At 70.7% G+C, this 19,148-nt stretch carries 18 protein-coding genes and 1 pseudogene; 17 read left to right on the top strand and 2 right to left on the bottom strand.

Annotated elements, in window-relative coordinates:
• The first annotated feature begins 99 nt into the window (after positions 1 to 99).
• From RDV84_RS24830 to RDV84_RS24815, 4 genes are read left to right on the top strand one after another with little or no spacing between them, the layout of a single operon-like run.
• Positions 100 to 2,166 (top strand): prolyl oligopeptidase family serine peptidase, encoded by a 2,067-nt coding sequence (locus tag RDV84_RS24830; RefSeq protein WP_309151971.1) that lies wholly within the window; start codon positions 100 to 102, stop codon positions 2,164 to 2,166.
• A gap of 33 nt (positions 2,167 to 2,199) precedes the next feature.
• On the top strand, positions 2,200 to 4,326 hold the full coding sequence (locus RDV84_RS24825; protein ID WP_309151970.1) for a prolyl oligopeptidase family serine peptidase: 2,127 nt from the start codon (positions 2,200 to 2,202) through the stop codon (positions 4,324 to 4,326).
• Positions 4,323 to 5,132: an N-formylglutamate deformylase gene (hutG, locus tag RDV84_RS24820; protein ID WP_078998982.1), complete on the top strand. Its 810-nt coding sequence runs from the start codon at positions 4,323 to 4,325 to the stop codon at positions 5,130 to 5,132. The genes RDV84_RS24825 and hutG overlap by 4 nt, the downstream gene beginning before the upstream one ends.
• Positions 5,129 to 6,421: a winged helix-turn-helix domain-containing protein gene (locus tag RDV84_RS24815; RefSeq protein WP_309151969.1), complete on the top strand. Its 1,293-nt coding sequence runs from the start codon at positions 5,129 to 5,131 to the stop codon at positions 6,419 to 6,421. The genes hutG and RDV84_RS24815 overlap by 4 nt, the downstream gene beginning before the upstream one ends.
• 24 nt (positions 6,422 to 6,445) lie before the next feature.
• Here RDV84_RS24815 and RDV84_RS24810 read toward each other — a convergent pair whose 3' ends face one another.
• Together RDV84_RS24810 and parE are read right to left on the bottom strand one after the other, a co-directional pair.
• Positions 6,446 to 6,808: a hypothetical protein gene (locus RDV84_RS24810; RefSeq protein ID WP_309151968.1), complete on the bottom strand. Its 363-nt coding sequence runs from the start codon at positions 6,806 to 6,808 to the stop codon at positions 6,446 to 6,448.
• 245 nt (positions 6,809 to 7,053) lie between these two features.
• Positions 7,054 to 8,973 carry a DNA topoisomerase IV subunit B gene (gene parE, locus RDV84_RS24805; RefSeq protein WP_309151967.1) on the bottom strand — a complete coding sequence of 640 codons (1,920 nt, stop codon included), beginning with the start codon at positions 8,971 to 8,973 and terminating at the stop codon, positions 7,054 to 7,056.
• 375 nt (positions 8,974 to 9,348) lie between these two features.
• On the opposite strand from parE, the gene RDV84_RS24800 reads away from it, so the two are divergent.
• The 13 genes and pseudogenes from RDV84_RS24800 to ispD all read left to right on the top strand — a co-directional run bounded on the left by RDV84_RS24800 (position 9,349) and on the right by ispD (position 19,021).
• Positions 9,349 to 9,759 carry a globin family protein gene (locus tag RDV84_RS24800; protein ID WP_057946806.1) on the top strand — a complete coding sequence of 137 codons (411 nt, stop codon included), beginning with the start codon at positions 9,349 to 9,351 and terminating at the stop codon, positions 9,757 to 9,759.
• A 238-nt stretch (positions 9,760 to 9,997) separates the two neighbouring features.
• Positions 9,998 to 10,225 (top strand): hypothetical protein, encoded by a 228-nt coding sequence (locus tag RDV84_RS24795; RefSeq protein WP_057946807.1) that lies wholly within the window; start codon positions 9,998 to 10,000, stop codon positions 10,223 to 10,225.
• 295 nt (positions 10,226 to 10,520) lie between these two features.
• Complete coding sequence (locus RDV84_RS24790) at positions 10,521 to 10,931, top strand: hypothetical protein (RefSeq protein WP_078998987.1); 411 nt, start codon at positions 10,521 to 10,523, stop codon at positions 10,929 to 10,931.
• A 55-nt stretch (positions 10,932 to 10,986) separates the two neighbouring features.
• Complete coding sequence (locus tag RDV84_RS24785; protein WP_309151966.1) at positions 10,987 to 11,706, top strand: phosphodiester glycosidase family protein; 720 nt, start codon at positions 10,987 to 10,989, stop codon at positions 11,704 to 11,706.
• 43 nt (positions 11,707 to 11,749) lie between these two features.
• Entirely contained in the window at positions 11,750 to 12,136 is a 387-nt protein-coding gene (locus RDV84_RS24780; protein WP_309151965.1) for a DUF488 domain-containing protein, read from the top strand.
• Positions 12,137 to 12,305: 169 nt separating this feature from the next.
• The gene (locus tag RDV84_RS24775) at positions 12,306 to 12,728 is read left to right on the top strand and encodes a hypothetical protein (RefSeq protein WP_309151964.1); all 423 of its coding nucleotides are present in this window, start codon (positions 12,306 to 12,308) and stop codon (positions 12,726 to 12,728) included.
• 237 nt (positions 12,729 to 12,965) lie between these two features.
• Positions 12,966 to 14,624 carry a CTP synthase gene (gene pyrG / locus RDV84_RS24770; RefSeq protein ID WP_309151963.1) on the top strand — a complete coding sequence of 553 codons (1,659 nt, stop codon included), beginning with the start codon at positions 12,966 to 12,968 and terminating at the stop codon, positions 14,622 to 14,624.
• The gene (locus tag RDV84_RS24765; protein ID WP_309151962.1) at positions 14,621 to 14,932 is read left to right on the top strand and encodes a hypothetical protein; all 312 of its coding nucleotides are present in this window, start codon (positions 14,621 to 14,623) and stop codon (positions 14,930 to 14,932) included. Before pyrG ends, RDV84_RS24765 begins: the two co-directional genes overlap by 4 nt.
• A 106-nt stretch (positions 14,933 to 15,038) precedes the next feature.
• Complete coding sequence (gene kdsA, locus RDV84_RS24760) at positions 15,039 to 15,872, top strand: 3-deoxy-8-phosphooctulonate synthase (protein WP_057946814.1); 834 nt, start codon at positions 15,039 to 15,041, stop codon at positions 15,870 to 15,872.
• 129 nt (positions 15,873 to 16,001) lie between these two features.
• Entirely contained in the window at positions 16,002 to 16,259 is a 258-nt protein-coding gene (locus RDV84_RS24755; protein WP_057946815.1) for a Pathogenicity locus, read from the top strand.
• A 10-nt stretch (positions 16,260 to 16,269) separates the two neighbouring features.
• Complete coding sequence (eno, locus tag RDV84_RS24750; protein WP_078999001.1) at positions 16,270 to 17,556, top strand: phosphopyruvate hydratase; 1,287 nt, start codon at positions 16,270 to 16,272, stop codon at positions 17,554 to 17,556.
• 43 nt (positions 17,557 to 17,599) lie between these two features.
• A pseudogene (ftsB, locus tag RDV84_RS24745) lies at positions 17,600 to 17,961 on the top strand (cell division protein FtsB); the annotation flags it as partial.
• 379 nt (positions 17,962 to 18,340) lie between these two features.
• On the top strand, positions 18,341 to 19,021 hold the full coding sequence (gene ispD, locus RDV84_RS24740; RefSeq protein ID WP_250444050.1) for a 2-C-methyl-D-erythritol 4-phosphate cytidylyltransferase: 681 nt from the start codon (positions 18,341 to 18,343) through the stop codon (positions 19,019 to 19,021).
• Positions 19,022 to 19,148 lie beyond the last annotated feature (127 nt).

Genomic DNA, 19,148 nt, shown 5'->3' with positions numbered 1-19,148 from the left:
AACACAAGACGGGGCGGGCACATGGGCGAGGGCGGAGCGAAGGGAATGCGGCGCGTTGCGATGCGCGCGCTGGCGGTCGCGGCGATGACGGCGGGGGCGATGACGCCGGCGGGCGCGGCGGCCGCGGCGGCCGCGCAGCCGCGCTTCGACATCGACGACCTGCTCAGCGCGCCGCAGCCCGAGCAACTCGTCGCCGCGGCGAAGGCGCCGACCATCGCCTGGGTCGCCAACGAGCGCGGCGTGCGCAACCTGTGGACCGCGCGCGCGCCGGACTTCGCGCCGCGCAAGCTCAGCGGCTACGACGAGGACGACGGCCAGCTGCTGACCGGCCTGCAGCTCAGCCGCGACGGCCGCTGGCTGGCCTACGTGCGCGGCGGCAGCGCCGATGCGGCCGGCAACAACAGCAATCCCGACTGGAATCCCGACGGCCGCGAGCAGGCGGTGTGGGTGGTCGCCAGCGACGGCAGCGGCAAGCCGCAGCGCATCGCCGCCGGGCGCGCGGCGATGTTCGCGCCGGGCGGCGACGCCGTGCTGGTGCAGGGCCGCGGCCTGGGCTGCTACGCATTGCCGGGCGCCGCCGCGCCGGCATGGTGCAAGGAGGCCTTGCTCAAGACCCGCGGCGCCAACAGCGCGGCCGAGTTCTCGCCCGACGGCAAGTCGCTGGCCTTCGTCAGCAACCGCGGCGACCACGCCTTCATCGGCCTGCTCGAACTGGAGCGGCGCGCGGTGCGCTGGCTCGGCGCGGACTTCAACAACGACGCCAGCCCGGCGTTCTCGCCGGACGGGCGCCGGCTCGCGTTCCTGCGCACCGACGCCAACCGCGCGGGCGAATCGTTCGACCTGACCAAAGCCAATCCTTTCGAAATCTGGGTGGCCGACGTCGATACCGGGCTTGCGAAGAAAGTCTTCCGCTCCAGCGACAGCGCCGGCGGCTACGCCCAGTTCAACGGCGCCGACCCGCTGATGTGGAGCCGCGACGGCCGCCTGATCTTCGCCTCCGAGCAAAGCGGCTGGCTGCACTGGTACGCGCTGTCGCCCGAGGGCGGCGCGCCGCGACCGTTGAGCCGCGGCGAGTGCGAGGCCGAGACGGTCGCGCTGGCCGAGGACGGCGCGTTCGTGTTCAGCGGCAACTGCGCGCAGATCGACCATCGCCAGGTGTTCAGCGTCGATGCGCAAGGCAAGGCGCAGACACTGCTGACGGCGAAGGAGCAGATCGCCGTCGAGCCGCTGCCGCTGGCCGGCGGCCAGTGGATCGCGCTGCGCCACGCCGACGCGCTGCGGCCGACCGCGATCGCGGTGATGCCGCGCGCGGGCGGCGAACCGCGGCGGATCTTCCCGGCACAGCTGCCCGGGCGGTTCCCGCTGGCGCAGTTGGTGCGGCCCAAGACCATCACGCTCACCGCCGGCGACGGCATCGTCTCGCATGCGACCGTGTTCGAGCCGCCGGCGTCGTTCAAGGGCCAGCGCCCGGCGCTGGTCTACGTGCACGGCGGGCCGATCCGGCAGATGCTGCCGGGCTGGCACTACAGCGGCTATTACTACAGCGACTACGCCAGCAACCAGTGGCTGGCCAGCCGCGGTTACGTGGTGCTGGCGCTGAACTACCGCGACGGCACCGGCTACGGACAGAAGTTCCGCCTCGCCGACAAGCAGGGGCCGCGCGGCGCGTCCGAGTACCAGGACGTGCTGGCCGCGCAGGCCTGGTTGGCCGCGCGCGGCGACGTCGACGCGCGCCGCATCGGCATCTACGGCGGCTCCTACGGCGGCTTCCTCACCGCCACCGCGCTGGCGCGCAACTCCGACCTGTTCGCCGCCGGCGTCGACCGCCACGGCGTGCACGACTGGCGCGAGAGCGCCAAGGGCGGCGACAACAGCGGCCTGTGGGGGCTCAAGCCGGACGAACTCGAACTGGCGTTCCAGTCCTCGCCGGTCTCGCGCATCGACGGCTGGCGCTCGCCGGTGCTGATCGTGCACGGCGACGACGACCGCGCGGTCAAGTTCTCCCAGGGCATCGACCTGGTCGAGCGCCTGCGCGAACGCAAGCTGCCGGTGCAGACGCTGGTGATTCCCGACGAAGACCATCTGTTCCTGCGCCACGCGACCTGGCTGCAGGTGCATCGCACCACCGAGGCGTTCTTCCGGCGGCAGCTCAAGCCCGAGGACTGAACGCTCGCGCGGGCGCGCGACCCAGGAGGCGGCATGAAAGGAATCCGCGAACGCGCCCGCATGGCGCGCATCGTCGCCGCCGCGCTGGCGTCGTCGCTGGCCACGGCCTTGGCGGCGCCCGCCTTCGACATCGACGACCTGCTCGCGCCGCCGCAGCCCGAACAACTGGTCGCCGCCGCCGACGCGCCGCTGATCGCCTGGGTCGGCAACGAGCGCGGGGTGCGCAATCTGTGGGCGGCGCGCGCGCCGCGCTTCGAACCGCGGCGCCTGAGCGCCTACGACCGCGACGACGGGCAACTGCTGAGCGGACTGCAGCTCAGCCGCGACGGCCGTTGGCTGGTCTACGTGCGCGGCAACAAGGCCGATCCGTCCGGGCAGCAGGGCAATCCCGACGGCGATCCGGACGGCCGCGAGCAAGCGGTCTGGGCGGTGGCCACCGATGGCGGCGACGCGCCGCGGCGCGTCGCCGCGGGCGGCGCGGCGTTGTTGTCGCCGCGCGGCGACGCGGTGGTGGTGCAACAGTCGCGCGCGCTCGCCTGCCACGGCTTGCCGGGCGTCGCGCCGCCGTGGTGGTGCAGGCCCGCGCTGCTGAACCTGCGCGGCCGCAACCGCGCCGCCGCGTTCTCGCCCGATGGCCGCACGCTGGCCTTCGTCAGCGACCGCGGCGACCGCGCCTTCGTCGGCGCGCTGGATCTGCACGCGCGCGCGGTGCGTTGGATGGGCCCGGACTTCAACCGCGACAGCGAGCCGGCGTTCTCGCCCGACGGCCGCCGCATCGCGTTCCTGCGCATCGCCGCCGGCCGTCCGCAGGCGCCTTACGACCTGAGCCGGGCGACGCCGTTCGAAATATGGACCGCCGATGTCGCCGACGGCCGCGCGCGCCGGGTCTTCGCCAGCGATGCGCGCGCCGGCGGCTACGAGCAGTACAACGATGCGGCCACCTTGCTGTGGGCCGGCGACGGGCGGCTGCTGTTCGCTTCCGAACACGACGGCTGGCGGCGCTGGTACGCGCTGTCGCCCGAAGGCGGCGCGCCGCGCGCGCTGAGCCGCGGCCGCTGCGAAACCGAGACCGTGGCCTTGGCGGCCGACGGCGCCCTGGTGTTCAGCGGCAACTGCGCGCAGCCCGATCATCGGCAACTGTTCGCCGTCGACGCCGGCGGCCGCCAGCGGCAACTGACGCCGACGCGCGGGATCGCCAGCGAACCGGTCGCGGTCGCCGGAGGACAATGGCTGGCCCTGCGCCATGCCGATGCGCAGCTGCCGACCGCGATCGCGGTGTTGCCGCGCGCCGGCGGCGCGCCGCGGCGGATCTTCCCGGCGCGGCTGCCCGAACGCTTCCCGCTGGCGCGGCTGCGCGCGCCGCGCGCGATCGAACTCACCGCCGCCGACGGCCTGCGCACGCGCGCGTTCGTGTTCGAGCCGCCGGGTCCGGCGCGCGCGCGTCGCGCCGCCATCGTCTACGTCCACGGCGGGCCGATCTGGCAGACGCTGCCGGGCTGGCACTACGACAGTTACTTCGCCCACGACTACGCGATGAACCAATGGCTGGCGAGCCAGGGCTACGTGGTGCTGGCGCTGAACTTCCGTTCCGGCACGGGCTACGGCCAGGCGTTCCGGCTGGCGGCGCGGCAGGGCCCGCGCGGCGCTTCGGAGTATCGCGATGTGCTGGCCGCGCAGGCCTGGCTGGCCGCGCGCGCGGATGTCGATCCGCGCCGCATCGGCATCCACGGCGGTTCGTTCGGCGGCTTCCTGACCGCGCTGGCGCTGGCGCGCGATTCCGCCAAGTTCGCCGCCGGCGTCGGCCGCCACGGCGTGCACGACTGGCGCGAGGCGGCCAAGGGCGGCGACAACAGCGCGCTGTGGGGCCTGCGGCCCGATGAGCTGGAGCTGGCCTGGCGTTCCTCGCCGGCCTTCGACGCGCCGCGCTGGCGTTCGCCGCTGCTGCTGATCCATGGCGACGACGACCGCGCGGTGCGCTACGTCCACAGCCTCGCGCTCGCCGCCGAGCTACGCGCCCGCGGCGTGGCCGTGGAAACCCTGGCCCTGCCCGACGAAGACCACGTTTTCGCCCGTCACGCCAGCTGGCTGCGCGCGCATCGCAGTACCATGGCGTTCTTCCGCCGGCACCTGCCGACCGGCGAGGACGCCGCCGAACCATGAACATTCCCGCCCCCGCCTGGCCCGTGTTCCAGCTGCACCGCGGCCACGCGCCGCTGCTGATCAGCCTGCCGCACGACGGCTCGATGATTCCCGACGAATTCTCCGCGCGCATGGTCGAGTCCGCGCGGCATGCGCCGGACACCGACTGGCACGTCTCGCGCCTGTACGATTTCGCCCGCGAGCTCGGCGCCTCGATCCTGGTGCCGCGCTATTCGCGCTATGTGGTCGACCTCAACCGCCCGCCCGACGACACCTCGCTGTACCCGGGCCAGAACACCACCGGCCTGTGTCCGGCGGTGCAGTTCAGCGGCGAGGCGGTCTACCTCGACGGCCAGGCGCCGGACGAAGCGGAAGTGGCGCAGCGCGTGGAGCTGTACTGGCGGCCGTACCACGAGACCTTGGTCGCCGAGCTCGACCGCATCCGCGGCGAGCACGGTCGCGCGCTGCTGTGGGAAGGCCATTCGATCCGCGGCGAAGTGCCGTTCCTGTTCGACGGCCGCCTGCCCGACCTCAACCTCGGCACCGCCGCCGGCCACAGCTGCCAGCCCGCCACCCAGGCGCGCCTGGAAGCGGTGTTGGCGGGGCAGGGCGAGTACGACTGGGTCGCCAACGGCCGCTTCAAGGGCGGCTACATCACCCGCCACTACGGCGATCCGTCCATCGAAGTCGAAGCGGTGCAGTTGGAGCTGAGCCAGCGCAACTACATGGACGAGGATTCCTTCGCCTACGACGACGCCAAGGCGGCGAAGCTGCAACCGTTGTTGCGCGCTTTGCTGCAGGCGGCGCTGGATTCGCAGCGCGGATGAGTTCGGCGCGCGGCGGCGAGGCTCTCGCGGACCCACCCGCGCCGGCGCCGCTGGCGCCGGCCCAGGCGCGCGCGCTGCACCTGCACGCCCAGGGCCTGCTCGCGCGTCCGCGCCGGCGCGCGCGCAAGGCCGACGCGCTGGCGGCGATCGCGCGCATGCAGCTGCTGCAGATCGACACCATCCACGTGGTCGCGCGCAGTCCGTACCTGGTGCTGTTCTCGCGCCTGGGCGCGTACGAGCCGCGCTGGCTGGAAGAGTTGCTGGCGCAGCGGGCGATCTTCGAGGTGTGGGCGCACGAAGCCTGCTTCGCGCCGATGGACGATTACCTCTTGCATCGCAACGCGCTGCACCAGCGCGAACACCACTGGGCGATCCGCAACGCCCAGCGCCATCGCGCCGGCCGCGGCGGCGAGATCGACCGCCTGCTCGCGCACATCCGCGAGCTCGGTCCGGTCAAGTCGTCGGACTTCGAACGCGAGGACAAGGGCCAGGGCGGCGGCTGGTGGGGCTGGAAGGACGAGAAGCGCTGGCTCGAAGCCGGTTTCGCCCTGGGCGAACTGATGGTGGCGCGGCGCGAAAACTTCCAGCGCGTGTACGACCTCGCCGAGCGCGTGGCCGGCGTCGCGGTGCCGGACTGGGACCGCGCCGTGATCGAGCCGGCGCAGGTACGGCGCGACACGATCCTCAAGTCGGTCGCCGCGCTCGGCATCGCCCAGGCGCGCTGGATCGCCGACTACTACCGGACCAAGCCGCGCCTGCGCGACCGCGACCTCGACGCGCTGGTCGCGCAGGGCGCGTTGCTGCGGGTCGCGGTGAAGAGGTGGGACGCGCCGGGTTACGTCCATCCCGAGCATGCCGAGGCGCTGGCCAAGGCCGCCGCCGGCCGCCTGCGCGCGACCCGCAGCGCGCTGCTGTCGCCGTTCGACCCGGTGGTGTGGGACCGCGAACGCGCGCGCGAATTCTTCGGCTTCGACTACACCCTGGAGTGCTACACGCCCGAACCCAAGCGCCGTTACGGCTATTTCGTGCTGCCGATCCTGGCGCGCGGGCGGCTGGTCGGGCGATTGGACGCCAAGGCGCATCGCGCGGCCGGCGTGTTCGAGGTCAAGGCGCTGTACCTGGAAGAGGACGTCGAGGGCGACGACGCCCTGGCCGCGGACATCGCCGCGGCGATCGACGAATGCGCGCGCTGGCACGGCACGCCGAAGGTCAAACTCGGCCGCTGCCGGCCGGCGGCGTTCGCCAAGCCGCTGAAGGCGGCGCTGGCCGCCGCGGCGCGCGCGGAGTAGGCGCGCGCAGGATTGGCGCGCAGGTCAGGCGCGTTCGGCCAGGAACAGGTAGGCGGCCAGCAGCCCCAGCAACGGAATCAGGTTCAACACCAGCGCCGGCACCGCCAGCCCGCGGCGTTCGCCGCGGAACAGCGCGACGATGGCGAGCAGGCTGCCGAACAGCCAACTCGCGGCGCTGTACATGATCGCCTTGCCGGCGCAGTGCAGGCTCCAGTCGCCGCATTCGCCGTCGGGGGTCAAGCCGAACACCACCAGCCAGGCCGCGGCCGGGCCGAGCAGCAACGCGCACCAGGCCAGCGCGCCGAACAAACGGCCGCGCGAGGGTTCGGGATCGATCAGGTCGTCGGGCGCGGACAGGCCGTAACCGGCGCGGCGGTCAACGGCCATGGCGGCGGCCCGCGCGTTCGGCGCTCATCGGCAATCGCCCGCGCGCGGCGGGCAGGGCAATGCGGCATCCTTTCATATCGATCTCCTGGCCGGTTATCGATGCGCGCACCTTGGCGCATCGGGCGGCAGCGCGGCGTGACGGCCGCGGGGGGTGGGCGAGGAGTGAGCGGGGAGAAGTGAGGAGTGAGCGAAAGCAGCGACTCGCTCTTGCTCGCTCCTCACTTCTCCCCGCTCACTCCTGGCTTTCAAACTTCCAGCGTCGCCAGATCGCCCTTCGTCTCCAGCCAATTCTTGCGGTCGCCGGCGCGCTTCTTCGCCAGCAGCATGTCCATCAGCGACAGGGTCTGGGCGTTGTCGTCGACGGTCAGCTGGACCAGGCGGCGGGTGTCGGGGTGGATGGTCGACTCGCGCAGCTGCGAGGCGTTCATCTCGCCCAGGCCCTTGAAGCGGGTGACGTTGACCGCGCCGCTCAGGCCTTTCTTGCGGTCGCCCTTCTCGCGCTCGATCTTCTCCAGCAGCAGGCGCTTTTCCTCTTCGTCGAGGGCGTAGAACACGTTCTTGCCCACGTCGACGCGGAACAGCGGCGGCATCGCCACGAAGATGTGGCCGGCCGCGACCAGCGCCGGGAAGTGGCGCAGGAACAGCGCGCTGAGCAGGGTGGCGATGTGCAGGCCGTCGGAGTCGGCGTCGGCGAGGATCACGACCTTGCCGTAGCGCAGCCCGGCGATGTCTTCCTTGCCCGGATCGCAGCCGATCGCCACCGCCAGGTCGTGCACTTCCTGCGAGGCCAGCACGCTGCCGGACGCGACTTCCCAGGTGTTGAGGATCTTGCCGCGCAGCGGCAGGATCGCCTGGAAGTCCTTGTCGCGCGCCTGCCGCGCGCTGCCGCCGGCCGAGTCGCCTTCCACCAGGAACAGCTCGGTGCGCGAGAGGTCCTGCGAGGTGCAATCGGCGAGCTTGCCGGGCAGGGCCGGGCCCTGGGTGATCTTCTTGCGGACGATCTGCTTTTCGGTCTTGAGTCGCGCGCTGGCGCGCTCGATCGCCAACTGGGCGATCTTCTCTCCCAGTTCGGTGTGCTGGTTCAGCCACAGCGAGAACGCGTCGTGCGCCGCGCCCTCGACGAAGCCGGCGGCCTGGCGCGAGGACAGGCGCTCCTTGGTCTGGCCGCTGAACTGCGGGTCGGTCATCTTGATGCTGAGCACGAACGCGACCCGGTCCCACACGTCTTCCGGCGCCAGCTTGACCCCGCGCGGCAGCAGGTTGCGGAAGTCGCAGAACTCGCGCAGCGCGTCGGTGAAGCCGGTGCGCAGGCCGTTGACGTGGGTGCCGTGCTGGGCGGTCGGGATCAGGTTGACGTAGCTTTCCTGGGTCAGCTCGCCGTCCGGCGCCCAGGCCACCGCCCAGTCGACCACTTCGGTGTCCTTCTTGAGCTGGCCGACGAACAGGTCCGGCGGCAGCAGCTCGCGCTGCGGCTGGCCTTCGCGCAGCGCGCCGGAGAGGTAATCGCGCAGGCCGTCCTCGTAGTACCACTCCAGCCGCTCGCCGGTGGCTTCGTCGAACAGCTTGACGTTGAGGCCCGGGCACAGCACCGCCTTGGCCCGCAGCACGTGCTTGAGCGCGCGCAGGCTGAACTTGGGGCTGTCGAAATACTTGGGGTCGGGCCAGAAGCGCACGCGGGTGCCGGTGTTCTTCTTGCCGACGCTGCCGACGATCTCCAGCGGACTGGCGCGTTCGCCGTCCTTGAAGGCCATGCGGTATTCGTTGCCTTCGCGCTTGATGTAGACGTCCACATGCTTGGACAGCGCGTTGACCACGCTGACGCCGACGCCGTGCAGGCCGCCGGAGAAGGTGTAGTTCTTGTTGCTGAACTTACCGCCGGCGTGCAGGCGGGTCAGGATCAGCTCGACGCCGGGCACCTTCTCTTCCGGATGGATGTCCACCGGCATGCCGCGGCCGTCGTCGGCGACCTCGCAGCTGCCGTCGGCGTAGACGGTGACCTCGATGCTGCGGGCGTGGCCGGCGAGGGCTTCGTCGACCGCGTTGTCGATGACTTCCTGGGCCAGGTGGTTCGGCCGCGCGGTGTCGGTGTACATGCCGGGCCGGCGCTTGACCGGGTCCAGGCCGGAGAGGACTTCGATGTCTGCGGCGTTGTAGCGACTGCTCATGAAACCTGCGTCAGTAGTAAGGAGTGGCGTCCGGGGCGGCGCCGGGGGCGGCGCGGTGCCGGCGGGCGGGCCGGGCCGGCGACGGCGGCGCATCGGCGGGGCCGGGCGCGGGGCGCAGCGAGCATGGCGACCGGGGGCGGCCGGGTCAAGCGATGCCGCGCGGGCCGGCGCGGGCGCACATTCACGCCCGCCGCCGTCTCGCCGGTTGCGACCGCGGCTGCGACGGGCGTTCCAGGGCGCGCAGGTTGCGGTCGCGGGTCAACGACGCGGCCACGCCGCCGGCTTGATCTGGCGCAAGCCGCGCCGGCGCGGGCGCTGTCATCCTGCGCGCCGTTCCCAACCCCATGTCCGAGTCCCACGCCACAGGAGGGCATCGTGTCCGCCCAGGACCAGTACTACGACCTGCAGCAGAGCTACGGCCGCTGCCTCATCCGCAAGGGCTTCATCGAACGTTTCTACGAAATCTTCATGGCCAGCCATCCCGACGTGGCGCCGATGTTCGCCCGCACCGATTTCCAGAAGCAGCGCCTGGCCCTGCGCCGCGGCATCAGCGTGGCGATCTTCTACGCCGCCGGCAGCGCGGTGGTGAAGCGCACCAGCGAGCAGATGGCCGACGTGCACGCGCGCGCCGGCCGCACCCCGGTGCGGCCGGAACTGTATCCGTACTGGATCGACAGCCTGCTGCGGGCGGTGCGCGAGTTCGACGAGCAGGCCGACGAGGCGCTGCTGGCGCGCTGGCGCCAGGCCATGCAGGCGGTGACCGGGATGTTCGGTGCGCGCTATTGACCGCGTCCTGGGCGCCGCCGACGCGGTCCTCAGGCGCCCGCGGCGATTGAAAAACCGGCCCGTCGCCCCCATCCCCTGTACCGTCTACCGCAGTCGTGCGACCCGTGCGGCTGTTCGTTCAGCCCCTGGCGAGGCGGCCGGGGCTAGGGTTCGCGACGTCGCGGCAGGGATGCCCCGGCGCGCCCGCGAGCCGGGTTTCCGCCCAGGTTCCGGTCATTCCACTTTTCGGAGGTATGCCATGAAGATCCGCAAGCTGCTGCTCCCCGCCGCCGTGGTCGCGGCCCTGGCCGTGCTGGTCGCGCCGAGCGCGTTCGCTCAGCAGGGTCCGCAGGCCGACCCGAAGTCCGAGGAGGCCAAGAAGGCCGAAGACGCGAAGAAGGCCGAGGCCAAGAAGAAGGCCGAAGCCGACAAGCGGCAGAAGTCCGGCGACCGCGGGGTCGAGCCGGAGGAAGAGGGCAACAAGTAAGCCTGTCCTTATGGCAGCGTCGAAAGGTCGCCGCCGCCGTGAAATTCATAAACCCCGGCCCGATCGGCCGGGGTTTTCTTTTTCGGCGCCCAGCGTAAGAGGGCGCCGACGTTACGCCGGATTAGGCGATTCAAGCGCGATTCGCTCCTGCCGGGGAGCGCGGCGATCCGCTTGGTATCGATCGGCGCTACTTTTGTTTTTCGGCTTGCCGCGGAAGTTCGTTGCGCCAGGCGCGGCGCTAGGATCGATCTGTCGAACCGGCCTGCCGGGCCGGTGGTATCCGGGCAGATTCGTCATGAAGAACATGGTGATAGCGATATTGCGCGTGGCGGTCGGGCTGGCGCTGGTCTGGGTCGGCTTGTCGTGGGCCGTGCTGTCGATGGTGCCGATAGACGAGGGCGAGACCTTCGGATGGCGATCGCTGGGAGTGTTCACGTTGGTCGTCGCCGCGATCGGTTTCATGTCGGGTTTGATTTCCGGTCGTTATCTGCTCGTGCCGGCGCTTTTGCTGTCCACGGTGGGATGGCTGTTGCTGATCAATGTGCTCCAGTGGCCCGAGATCAAGGGCGGCACCGGCACGTTCATGAGCGGTGTGATCGAACGAGCGCCGCAGGTGCTGTGGTGCAATGCATGCCTGGCGTTGGGCATTTCAATGGGGTACCGGCTTGCGCGCCGATGGAAATGGGTGGCGCCGGCGCGGAACTGAGCCTTTGTGGCTACTGCGGCTAGGATGGTGCCAATCTCACCTGGAATACCGCTCGATGCGCCGCGCCGCCGCCTGCTTCTGCCTCGCCCTGGCCTCGCTGCTCGGCCTGCCCGCGGCTGCGCGCGAGCCGCGCTACACGGTGCTGCGGGTCGACACGCGCAGCCAGCCGCTGGCGCTGTACTGGGACGACGAGCGCGGCCGCCCGTTCCATCGTTTCAAGACGCTCGACGCCTGGCTGCGGGCGCGCGGCCAGCGCCTGCGCTTGGCGATGAACGCGGGCATGTTCGAGCCGGACTATTCGCCGGTCGGCCTGTTCGTCGCCGACGGGCGCGAGCGCGCGCCGCTGAACCTGCGCGCCGGCGAGGGCAATTTCTATCTCAAGCCCAACGGCGTGTTCCTGCTCGACCGCGACGGCAAACCGCGGGTGATCGAAGCCTCGCGCTATCCCAGATTCGCCGACAGCGCGCGGCTGGCGACCCAGTCGGGCCCGTTGCTAGTCGCGGGCGGGCGCATCCATCCGGCGCTGGACCCGCAGTCGCGCTCGCGCCACCGGCGCAACGGCGTCGGGGTGAAGGGCGACGAAGTGATCTGGGCGATCAGCGACGACAAGGTCAGCCTGTACGAATTCGCGCGCTATTTCCGCGAGGAACTCGGTTGCCAGGACGCGCTGTACCTGGACGGCACGCTGTCGTCGCTGTATGCGCCGCAGTTGAAGCGCGCCGACCGGCGCGGCAAGCTCGGGCCGATCCTGGCGGTCACCGAACCGCTGGAGTGATCCGATCCACGGCGGCGCCGAGGCGCCGCGACAGGAGTCCTTCATGGCGATCCGCATCGTTCGACTCGGCACCGTGCGCGGCCCGCGCGAAGGCTTGCGCATCGGCACCGTGCGGCGTCCGCCGCGCGGCGTGCCCAAGTCGGAATTCGCCAAACAGGACTGGTACGACGTGTGGTTTCCGACCCTCGCGCCGAGCCTGGAGACGATGAAGCAGGCCCAGGCCGCGCGGACGCCGGCGCAGTGGAACGCGTTCGTGCGCAAGTACAAGGCCGAAATGAAGGGGCACGACGCGCAGCACGCGCTGGAGCTGCTCGCGGCGATGTCGCACGGCAGCGATTTGTCGGTGGGCTGTTATTGCGAGGACGAATCGCACTGCCACCGCTCGATCCTGCGCGAGTTGCTGGCGGACAAGGGCGCGGCGCTGGCCTGAGCCGTCGCATCCGCGGCGCTCGTCGGCCGGCTCGGCCGGGCGCCGGTAGCGGAATCCTCGACCTTGGGGATGAGGCTGGGGCTACTTGAGCGGCGCTTGCCACAGCGCCCGCCGCGAGACGACGCGCCGGCCTACGATCGGGCCATCTCGACGGATCGGGGAGGGTGGGATGAAGAACGCAATCTTCGCGGTCGCAGGCGCGTTGGCCGGCCTGGCGATCCAGGCCGTGGGCATGCAGCTGACGCTGGCGGCCCTGTTGTCCGGATGGGACGGACCGTTCAGCGGCGGCGGTCTGTTCGCCGCGACGACGCTGCTGCTGCTCTTGCTGCCGACCGGCGTCTGCGCGGGCGCGGTGGCGCGCCGCTACCTGTTCCTGGTCCCGGCGCTGCTGTTGCTGGCGGTCGGTTGGGAGATGTACCTGGGGATCAGCGGCGATGTGGCCGATACGATCGCCGGGAATCTGGACGTGCTCGACCTGGTGGACGGCCTGACCTTGTTCGTGTGGGCGGCCATGGCGCTGGCGGTCGGAATCGTGCAGGGCTGCCGCCTGTCCTGGCGGGCGTGGCCGAAACCCGCCGCCAAGACCGCTTGAGGCTGCGCCGCCGGGACATCGTCCGGGCGCCGGAGCCGACCTTCGGCGCGGGCCGCCGCGACCGGCCGGTTGCGGCCGATGCTGCGCCGCACCGATTCCGCCCGGATTCGCGGAACCCGCGCAAACCCTTGCCGTGCAAGGCTTTGCGCGGCTTCACCACGGCCCGCGCCGGTGTCAAGCAGTCGCGGGTTCACGCGCCAACCTGTAAACTGCGGCTTTCCAGCGGCTGCAAAATCCATGACTCCCCTGATCTTCGTCACCGGCGGCGTGGTGTCCTCGCTTGGCAAGGGCATCGCGGCGGCCTCGTTGGCGGCCATCCTCGAAGCGCGCGGTCTGCGCGTGACGATGATGAAGCTCGACCCCTACATCAACGTCGACCCGGGCACCATGAGCCCGTTCCAGCACGGCGAGGTCTACGTCACCGACGACGGTGCCGAGACCGACCTCGACCTGGGTCACTACGAGCGCTACCTGCGCACGCGGCTGAGCCGCAAGAACTCGATCACCACCGGCCGGATCTACGAGAACGTGATCCGCAAGGAACGCCGCGGCGACTACCTCGGCGGCACCGTGCAGGTAATTCCGCACATCACCGACGAGATCAAGCGCCTGATCGTGGAAGCCACCGAAGGCTTCGACGTGGCCCTGGTCGAGGTCGGCGGCACCGTCGGCGACATCGAGTCGCTGCCGTTCCTCGAGGCGATCCGCCAACTGCGCACCGAGCGGGGCCCCGAGCACGCGTTGTTCATGCACCTGACCCTGGTGCCGTTCATCGCCGCCGCCGGCGAGCTCAAGACCAAGCCGACCCAGCATTCGGTCAAGGAACTGCGCTCGATCGGCATCCAGCCCGACGTGCTGCTGTGCCGCAGCGAGCAGCCGCTGCCCGACAGCGAGCGCCGCAAGATCGCGCTGTTCACCAACGTGCCGGAAAAGGCGGTCATCTCGGCCGTCGACCTGGACAACATCTACAAGCTGCCGCAGTGGTTTCACGAGCAGGGCCTGGACGCGATCGTCCTGGACCGCCTGCGCATCCAGGCCGGCCCGGCCGATCTGGCCGAATGGAACGAAGTCGTCGACGCGACCACCCATCCGGTCGATGAAGTCACCATCGCCGTGGTCGGCAAGTACATCGACCACCAGGACGCGTACAAGTCGCTGGCCGAGGCGCTCAAGCACGGCGGCCTGCGCCAGCGCACCAAGGTCCAGCTGAAGTGGCTGGAATCCAGCGAAGTCGAGCGCCACGGCGTGGACGCGCTGGCCGGCGTCGACGGCATCCTGGTGCCCGGCGGCTTCGGCGACCGCGGCTTCGAGGGCAAGGTCGCCACCGCCAAGTACGCGCGCGAAAACAAGGTGCCGTACTTCGGCATCTGCTACGGCATGCAGGCCGCGGTGGTCGATTACGCCCGCCACGTGGTCGGCCTGGACGGCGCCAACAGCACCGAGAACGACAAGCACAACCCGCATCCGGTGATCGGCCTGATCACCGAATGGCGCACCGCCACCGGCGAAGTCGAGCGCCGCAGCGAAGCCAGCGACCTCGGCGGCACCATGCGCCTGGGCCTGCAGGACCAGCGGATCAAGCCCGGTACCCTGGCGCGCGAGCTGTACGGCAAGGACGTGGTCGGCGAACGCCACCGCCACCGTTACGAGTTCAACAACCGCTACCGTACCCAACTGGAAGACGCCGGCCTGGTGATCGCCGCCAAGTCGATGGACGACCTGCTGGTGGAGATGGTCGAGCTGCCGCGCAGCCAGCACCCGTGGTTCCTGGCCTGCCAGGCGCACCCGGAATTCCTGTCCACGCCGCGCGACGGCCATCCGCTGTTCATCGGCTTCGTCCGCGCCGCGCGCGAGGCCAAGGCCGGCGGCAAGCTGTTGCGCGAGGTCAAGGGTTGAAACCTCCTCCGCCCGGCTCGTCCGATCCGGCGGAGACCGCGCAGGCCGCTCCGGCGTCGGGACGGCCTGCCCGCGACGGCGCGCGCAGCGCCGGCAAGTGGCTGATGCTGCTCGCCCTGGGCGTACTGCTGGCCGGACTGGTGGCGTACCAGCTCATCCTCGGCGATGGCCTGGACAATTACGGCACGGTGTTCTTCCCGCTGGCGCTGGTCGTCGCCTGCATCGCGGTGCCGCTGGCGCTGATCGGCGCGGCCATGTGGCTGGCCGGGGTCGCGCGCGCGCAGCGCGCCGGCAAGCCGCGGCCATGACCTCCATGCTTGTGCCGGCCGCTGGCAGCACCCATTGGATGGCCGTCGGACCCGGATTTCCCCCGCGCACGCGCGAGCGCGCAACCATGAACCTAGGAAACAAGCGATGAAACTCTGCGGCTTCGATGTCGGCCTGGACCAGCCGTTCTTCCTGATCGCCGGCCCCTGCGTGATCGAATCGATGCAGTTGCAGCTCGACGTCGCCGGCCAGCTCAAGGAGATCACCTCCGCGCTCGGCATTCCCTTCATCTTCAAGTCCAGCTTCGACAAGGCCAACCGCACCTCGGCGACGAGCTTCCGCGGCCCGGGCCTGGAGGAAGGCTTGAAGGTGCTGGCCGAGGTCAAGCGCCAGATCGGCGTGCCGGTGCTGACCGACGTGCACGAATACACGCCGATGGCCGAGGTCGCCTCGGTCGTCGACGTGCTGCAGACCCCGGCGTTCCTGTGCCGGCAGACCGACTTCATCCAGAACGTGGCGCGCGCCGGCAAGCCGGTCAACATCAAGAAGGGCCAGTTCCTGTCGCCGTGGGAGATGAAGCACGTCACCGCCAAGGCCAAGGCGACCGGCAACGAGGCGATCATGGCCTGCGAGCGCGGCGCCAGCTTCGGCTACAACAACCTGGTCAGCGACATGCGCTCGCTGAGCGTGATGCGCGACACCGGCTGCCCGGTGGTGTTCGACGCGACCCATTCGGTGCAGCTGCCCGGCGGCATGGACGGCAAGTCCGGCGGCCAGCGCGAGTTCGTGCCGGTGCTGGCGCGCGCGGCGATCGCGGTCGGCGTGTCGGGCGTGTTCATGGAAACCCACCCGAAACCCGAAGAAGCGCTGTCCGACGGCCCCAACGCGGTGCCGCTGCCGAAGATGCGCGGCCTGCTGGAGACCTTGGTCGAGCTCGACCGGATCACCAAGAAGAACGGGTTCCTGGAGCAGGATTTCTGATGCCCGACCCAGCGCGGCCCGATCCGACCGCCGAAGCGGCCGCGGCCCATGCCGCGGCCGCGATTTTCAGTGTTTCCCGCCATTGCAGCCGCCGCCCACGCGCGCGGCGGCGCGCCTGAGCCGGCGCCGATGGCCTTTTCCGAATCCGAACGCCAGCGCCTGCTCGCCCTCAAGGGCGTCGGCGAAACCGTGATCGCGCGCCTGGAGCAGGCGGGCTACGGCTCGCTGAACGCGCTCGCCGGGGCCGACCCGGCGCGCATCTGCGCCGACGTCGCCGGTATGCTGCGCGCCAGTTGCTGGGGCAACAGCCCGCAGGCGCGCGCCGCGATCTCGGCTATCGTTGGCCTGGCCCGCTCCTCGACTCTTCCCACTTCCCACCCTCGCTGACCCCTCCGACATGACCTCGATCACCCAGATCCACGCCCGCGAAATCCTCGACAGCCGCGGCAACCCGACCCTGGAAGCCGAAGTGACCCTGGCCGACGGCAGCTTCGGCCGCGCGATGGTCCCGTCCGGCGCCTCCACCGGCAGCAAGGAAGCCGTGGAACTGCGCGACGGCGACAAGACCCGTTACCTGGGCAAGGGCGTGCGCAAGGCGGTGGAGAACGTCAACACCACCATCGCCCAGGCGCTCAAGGGCCTGGACGCGACCGACCAGGCCGCGCTGGACAAGCGCATGATCGACCTGGACGGCACCGAGAACAAAGGCCGCCTGGGCGCCAACGCGCTGCTCGGCGTGTCGCTGGCCAACGCCCATGCGGTGGCGGCGAGCAAGAAGCTGCCGCTGTGGAAGTACCTCGCCGGCGACCGCGCGCCGGTGCTGCCGGTGCCGATGATGAACATCATCAACGGCGGCGCCCACGCCGACAACAACGTCGACCTGCAGGAATTCATGATCCTGCCGGTCGGCGTGGCGAACTTCGCCGAGGCGCTGCGCGCCGGCGCCGAGGTGTTCCACGCGCTCAAGTCGGTGCTGAAGGGCCGCGGCCTGAGCACCGCGGTCGGCGACGAGGGCGGTTTCGCCCCGGACCTGCGCAGCAATGAAGAGGCGCTGGAAACCATCCTGGAAGCGATCGGCAAGGCCGGCTACAAGGCCGGCGAGGACATCCTGCTGGGCCTGGACGTGGCGTCCACCGAGTTCTACGACAACGGCAAGTACCACTTGGTCGGCGAAGGCAAGCGCCTGACCAGCGAACAGTTCGTCGACTTCCTCGCCAACTGGGCCGCGCAGTACCCGATCGTGACCATCGAGGACGGCATGGCCGAGGACGACTGGAACGGCTGGAAGCTGCTGACCGACAAGATCGGCAACAAGGTGCAACTGGTCGGCGACGACCTGTTCGTGACCAACCCGAAGATCTTCGCCGAAGGCATCGACAAGGGCGTGGCCAACGCGATCCTGATCAAGGTCAACCAGATCGGCACCCTGACCGAGACCCTGGAAGCCATCGCCATGGCCGACCGCGCCAAGTACGCCGCGGTGGTCTCGCACCGCTCCGGCGAAACCGAGGACACCACCATCGCCGACATCTCGGTCGCCACCACCGCGACCCAGATCAAGACCGGCTCGCTGTGCCGCAGCGACCGCGTGGCCAAGTACAACCAGCTGCTGCGCATCGAAGAGCAACTGGGCTCGGCGGCGCGCTACGCCGGCCGCGACGCGTTCGTCTCGCTGCGCCGCTAAGGCGCGGCCGACGGAACCGGTATGGCCGAGAAGTCGCGCAAGGCGTGGCTGGGCGTGGTGGCGCTGGCGCTGCTGGCGCTGCTGGCCGCGTTGCAGTACCGGCTGTGGTGGGCCGGCGGCGGAGGCGGCGGCAGCGTCGCCGCGCTGCAGGCCCAGGTCGACGGGCAGACCCGCGAGAACCAGGGGCTGCAGCAACGCAACGACGCGCTCGCCGCCGAAGTCGAGGACCTCAAGTCCGGCGAGGCGGCGGTGGAGGAGCGCGCGCGCAGCGAGCTGGGCATGATCAAGCCCGGCGAGACCTTCTATCGCGTGGTCGAGGCCAGGCCGCAGCCGCCGGGCCCGAACGCCGCGGCCGCGGTCAACGCGGTGCAGAACGGCGCCGCCGCAGGCCAGGATGCGGCCGACGAGGAGCCGTCGCTGGAAGAGCAGGTCGACGAGCCGCCGACCGAGGTCCCGCCGTCGACGCCCGAACCGCATCCGATGCCGGCGCCGGTGCAGCATTGAGCCGGGCGGCGCGCCGTCGCTGCGCTGCCTGGCCCGCTCGTCGCGATGCCGCGTTCCATCGTCGCGATCGCGCGGCGCGCCGCTGCGGTTCGCGGCCCGAGGCGGCGGTTCGATCCCTCGTCGCGGCGATTGCACGCTCGGTCGTGGCGATCCCATACCCCGATGCGGCGATCCGACACTCCGTCATTCCGGCGAACGCCGGAATCCATTTCGCTTTCGCTTCCGCGACGCGCACGCGCCGTCGGCGGCCCGGGCTTCGATACCACGCGATGAGCACCGCATGATCTGGGCCGTCCTCCCCGCCGCCGGCCGCGGCCAACGCTTCGGCGGCGACACCCCGAAGCAGTACCTGCGCATCGCCGGCAAGCCGCTGATCGAACATGCGCTGACCGCGCTGCTCGCGCACCCGCGCGTGGCCGGGGCGATGGTCGCGCTGTCGGCCGGCGACGAATTGTGGCCGGGCTGGAGCGAACTGCTCGGCAAGCCGGTGCTGCGCTGCACCGGCGGCAACGAGCGCGCCGACTCGGTGCTGGCGGCGCTGCGTGCGCTGCCGCCGCAGGTCGGCGAGGACGCCCTGGTGCTGGTCCACGACGCCGCGCGCCCGAACCTGCGCGGCGAGGACATCGGCCGGCTGATCGCCGCCGCCGAGGCCGCGCCCGACGGCGCCATCCTCGGCGCGCCGCTGCGCGACACGCTCAAGCGCGCCGGCCGCGGCCGCATCGTCGGCACCGAGCCGCGCGAGGGCCTGTGGCGCGCGTTCACCCCGCAGGCGTTCCGCCGCGGCGCGCTGACCGCGGCGCTGGCCGAGGCCGCCCGCGCCGGCGTCGCCGTCACCGACGAAGCCTCGGCGATGGAGCGCAGCGGCGTCCAGCCTTGGCTGGTAGAAGGGCGCGAGGACAATCTCAAGGTCACCACGCCGGCGGATCTGGCGTTGGCCGAGTATCTGATCGGCCGGCATTGAAGGCGAGAAGTGAGCGCGGAGGAGTGAGGAGCGAGCGAAAGCGCGCTCCGCCGCTCCCGCTCCTGCTTTCGCTCACTCCTCACTTCTCTACACTCGCTTCTCGACCGCCGCTCCTGCTTTCGCTCAC

The sequence above is a fragment of the Lysobacter yananisis genome, from assembly GCF_031199375.1.
Lineage (GTDB): Bacteria > Pseudomonadota > Gammaproteobacteria > Xanthomonadales > Xanthomonadaceae > Lysobacter > Lysobacter yananisis.
The sequence above is the reverse complement of the archived record's forward strand: the minus strand, read 5'-3'. Positions and strand labels throughout refer to the sequence as shown.

Coding starts and splice junctions, on each gene's coding strand:
- RDV84_RS24830 (WP_309151971.1), top strand. CDS start 100: ATGACGCCGGCGGGCGCGGCGGCCGCGGCGGCCGCGCAGCCGCGCTTC.
- RDV84_RS24825 (WP_309151970.1), top strand. CDS start 2,200: ATGAAAGGAATCCGCGAACGCGCCCGCATGGCGCGCATCGTCGCCGCC.
- hutG (WP_078998982.1), top strand. CDS start 4,323: ATGAACATTCCCGCCCCCGCCTGGCCCGTGTTCCAGCTGCACCGCGGC.
- RDV84_RS24815 (WP_309151969.1), top strand. CDS start 5,129: ATGAGTTCGGCGCGCGGCGGCGAGGCTCTCGCGGACCCACCCGCGCCG.
- RDV84_RS24810 (WP_309151968.1), bottom strand. CDS start 6,808: ATGGCCGTTGACCGCCGCGCCGGTTACGGCCTGTCCGCGCCCGACGAC.
- parE (WP_309151967.1), bottom strand. CDS start 8,973: ATGAGCAGTCGCTACAACGCCGCAGACATCGAAGTCCTCTCCGGCCTG.
- RDV84_RS24795 (WP_057946807.1), top strand. CDS start 9,998: ATGAAGATCCGCAAGCTGCTGCTCCCCGCCGCCGTGGTCGCGGCCCTG.
- RDV84_RS24790 (WP_078998987.1), top strand. CDS start 10,521: ATGAAGAACATGGTGATAGCGATATTGCGCGTGGCGGTCGGGCTGGCG.
- RDV84_RS24785 (WP_309151966.1), top strand. CDS start 10,987: ATGCGCCGCGCCGCCGCCTGCTTCTGCCTCGCCCTGGCCTCGCTGCTC.
- RDV84_RS24780 (WP_309151965.1), top strand. CDS start 11,750: ATGGCGATCCGCATCGTTCGACTCGGCACCGTGCGCGGCCCGCGCGAA.
- RDV84_RS24775 (WP_309151964.1), top strand. CDS start 12,306: ATGAAGAACGCAATCTTCGCGGTCGCAGGCGCGTTGGCCGGCCTGGCG.
- pyrG (WP_309151963.1), top strand. CDS start 12,966: ATGACTCCCCTGATCTTCGTCACCGGCGGCGTGGTGTCCTCGCTTGGC.
- kdsA (WP_057946814.1), top strand. CDS start 15,039: ATGAAACTCTGCGGCTTCGATGTCGGCCTGGACCAGCCGTTCTTCCTG.
- RDV84_RS24755 (WP_057946815.1), top strand. CDS start 16,002: ATGGCCTTTTCCGAATCCGAACGCCAGCGCCTGCTCGCCCTCAAGGGC.
- eno (WP_078999001.1), top strand. CDS start 16,270: ATGACCTCGATCACCCAGATCCACGCCCGCGAAATCCTCGACAGCCGC.
- ispD (WP_250444050.1), top strand. CDS start 18,341: ATGATCTGGGCCGTCCTCCCCGCCGCCGGCCGCGGCCAACGCTTCGGC.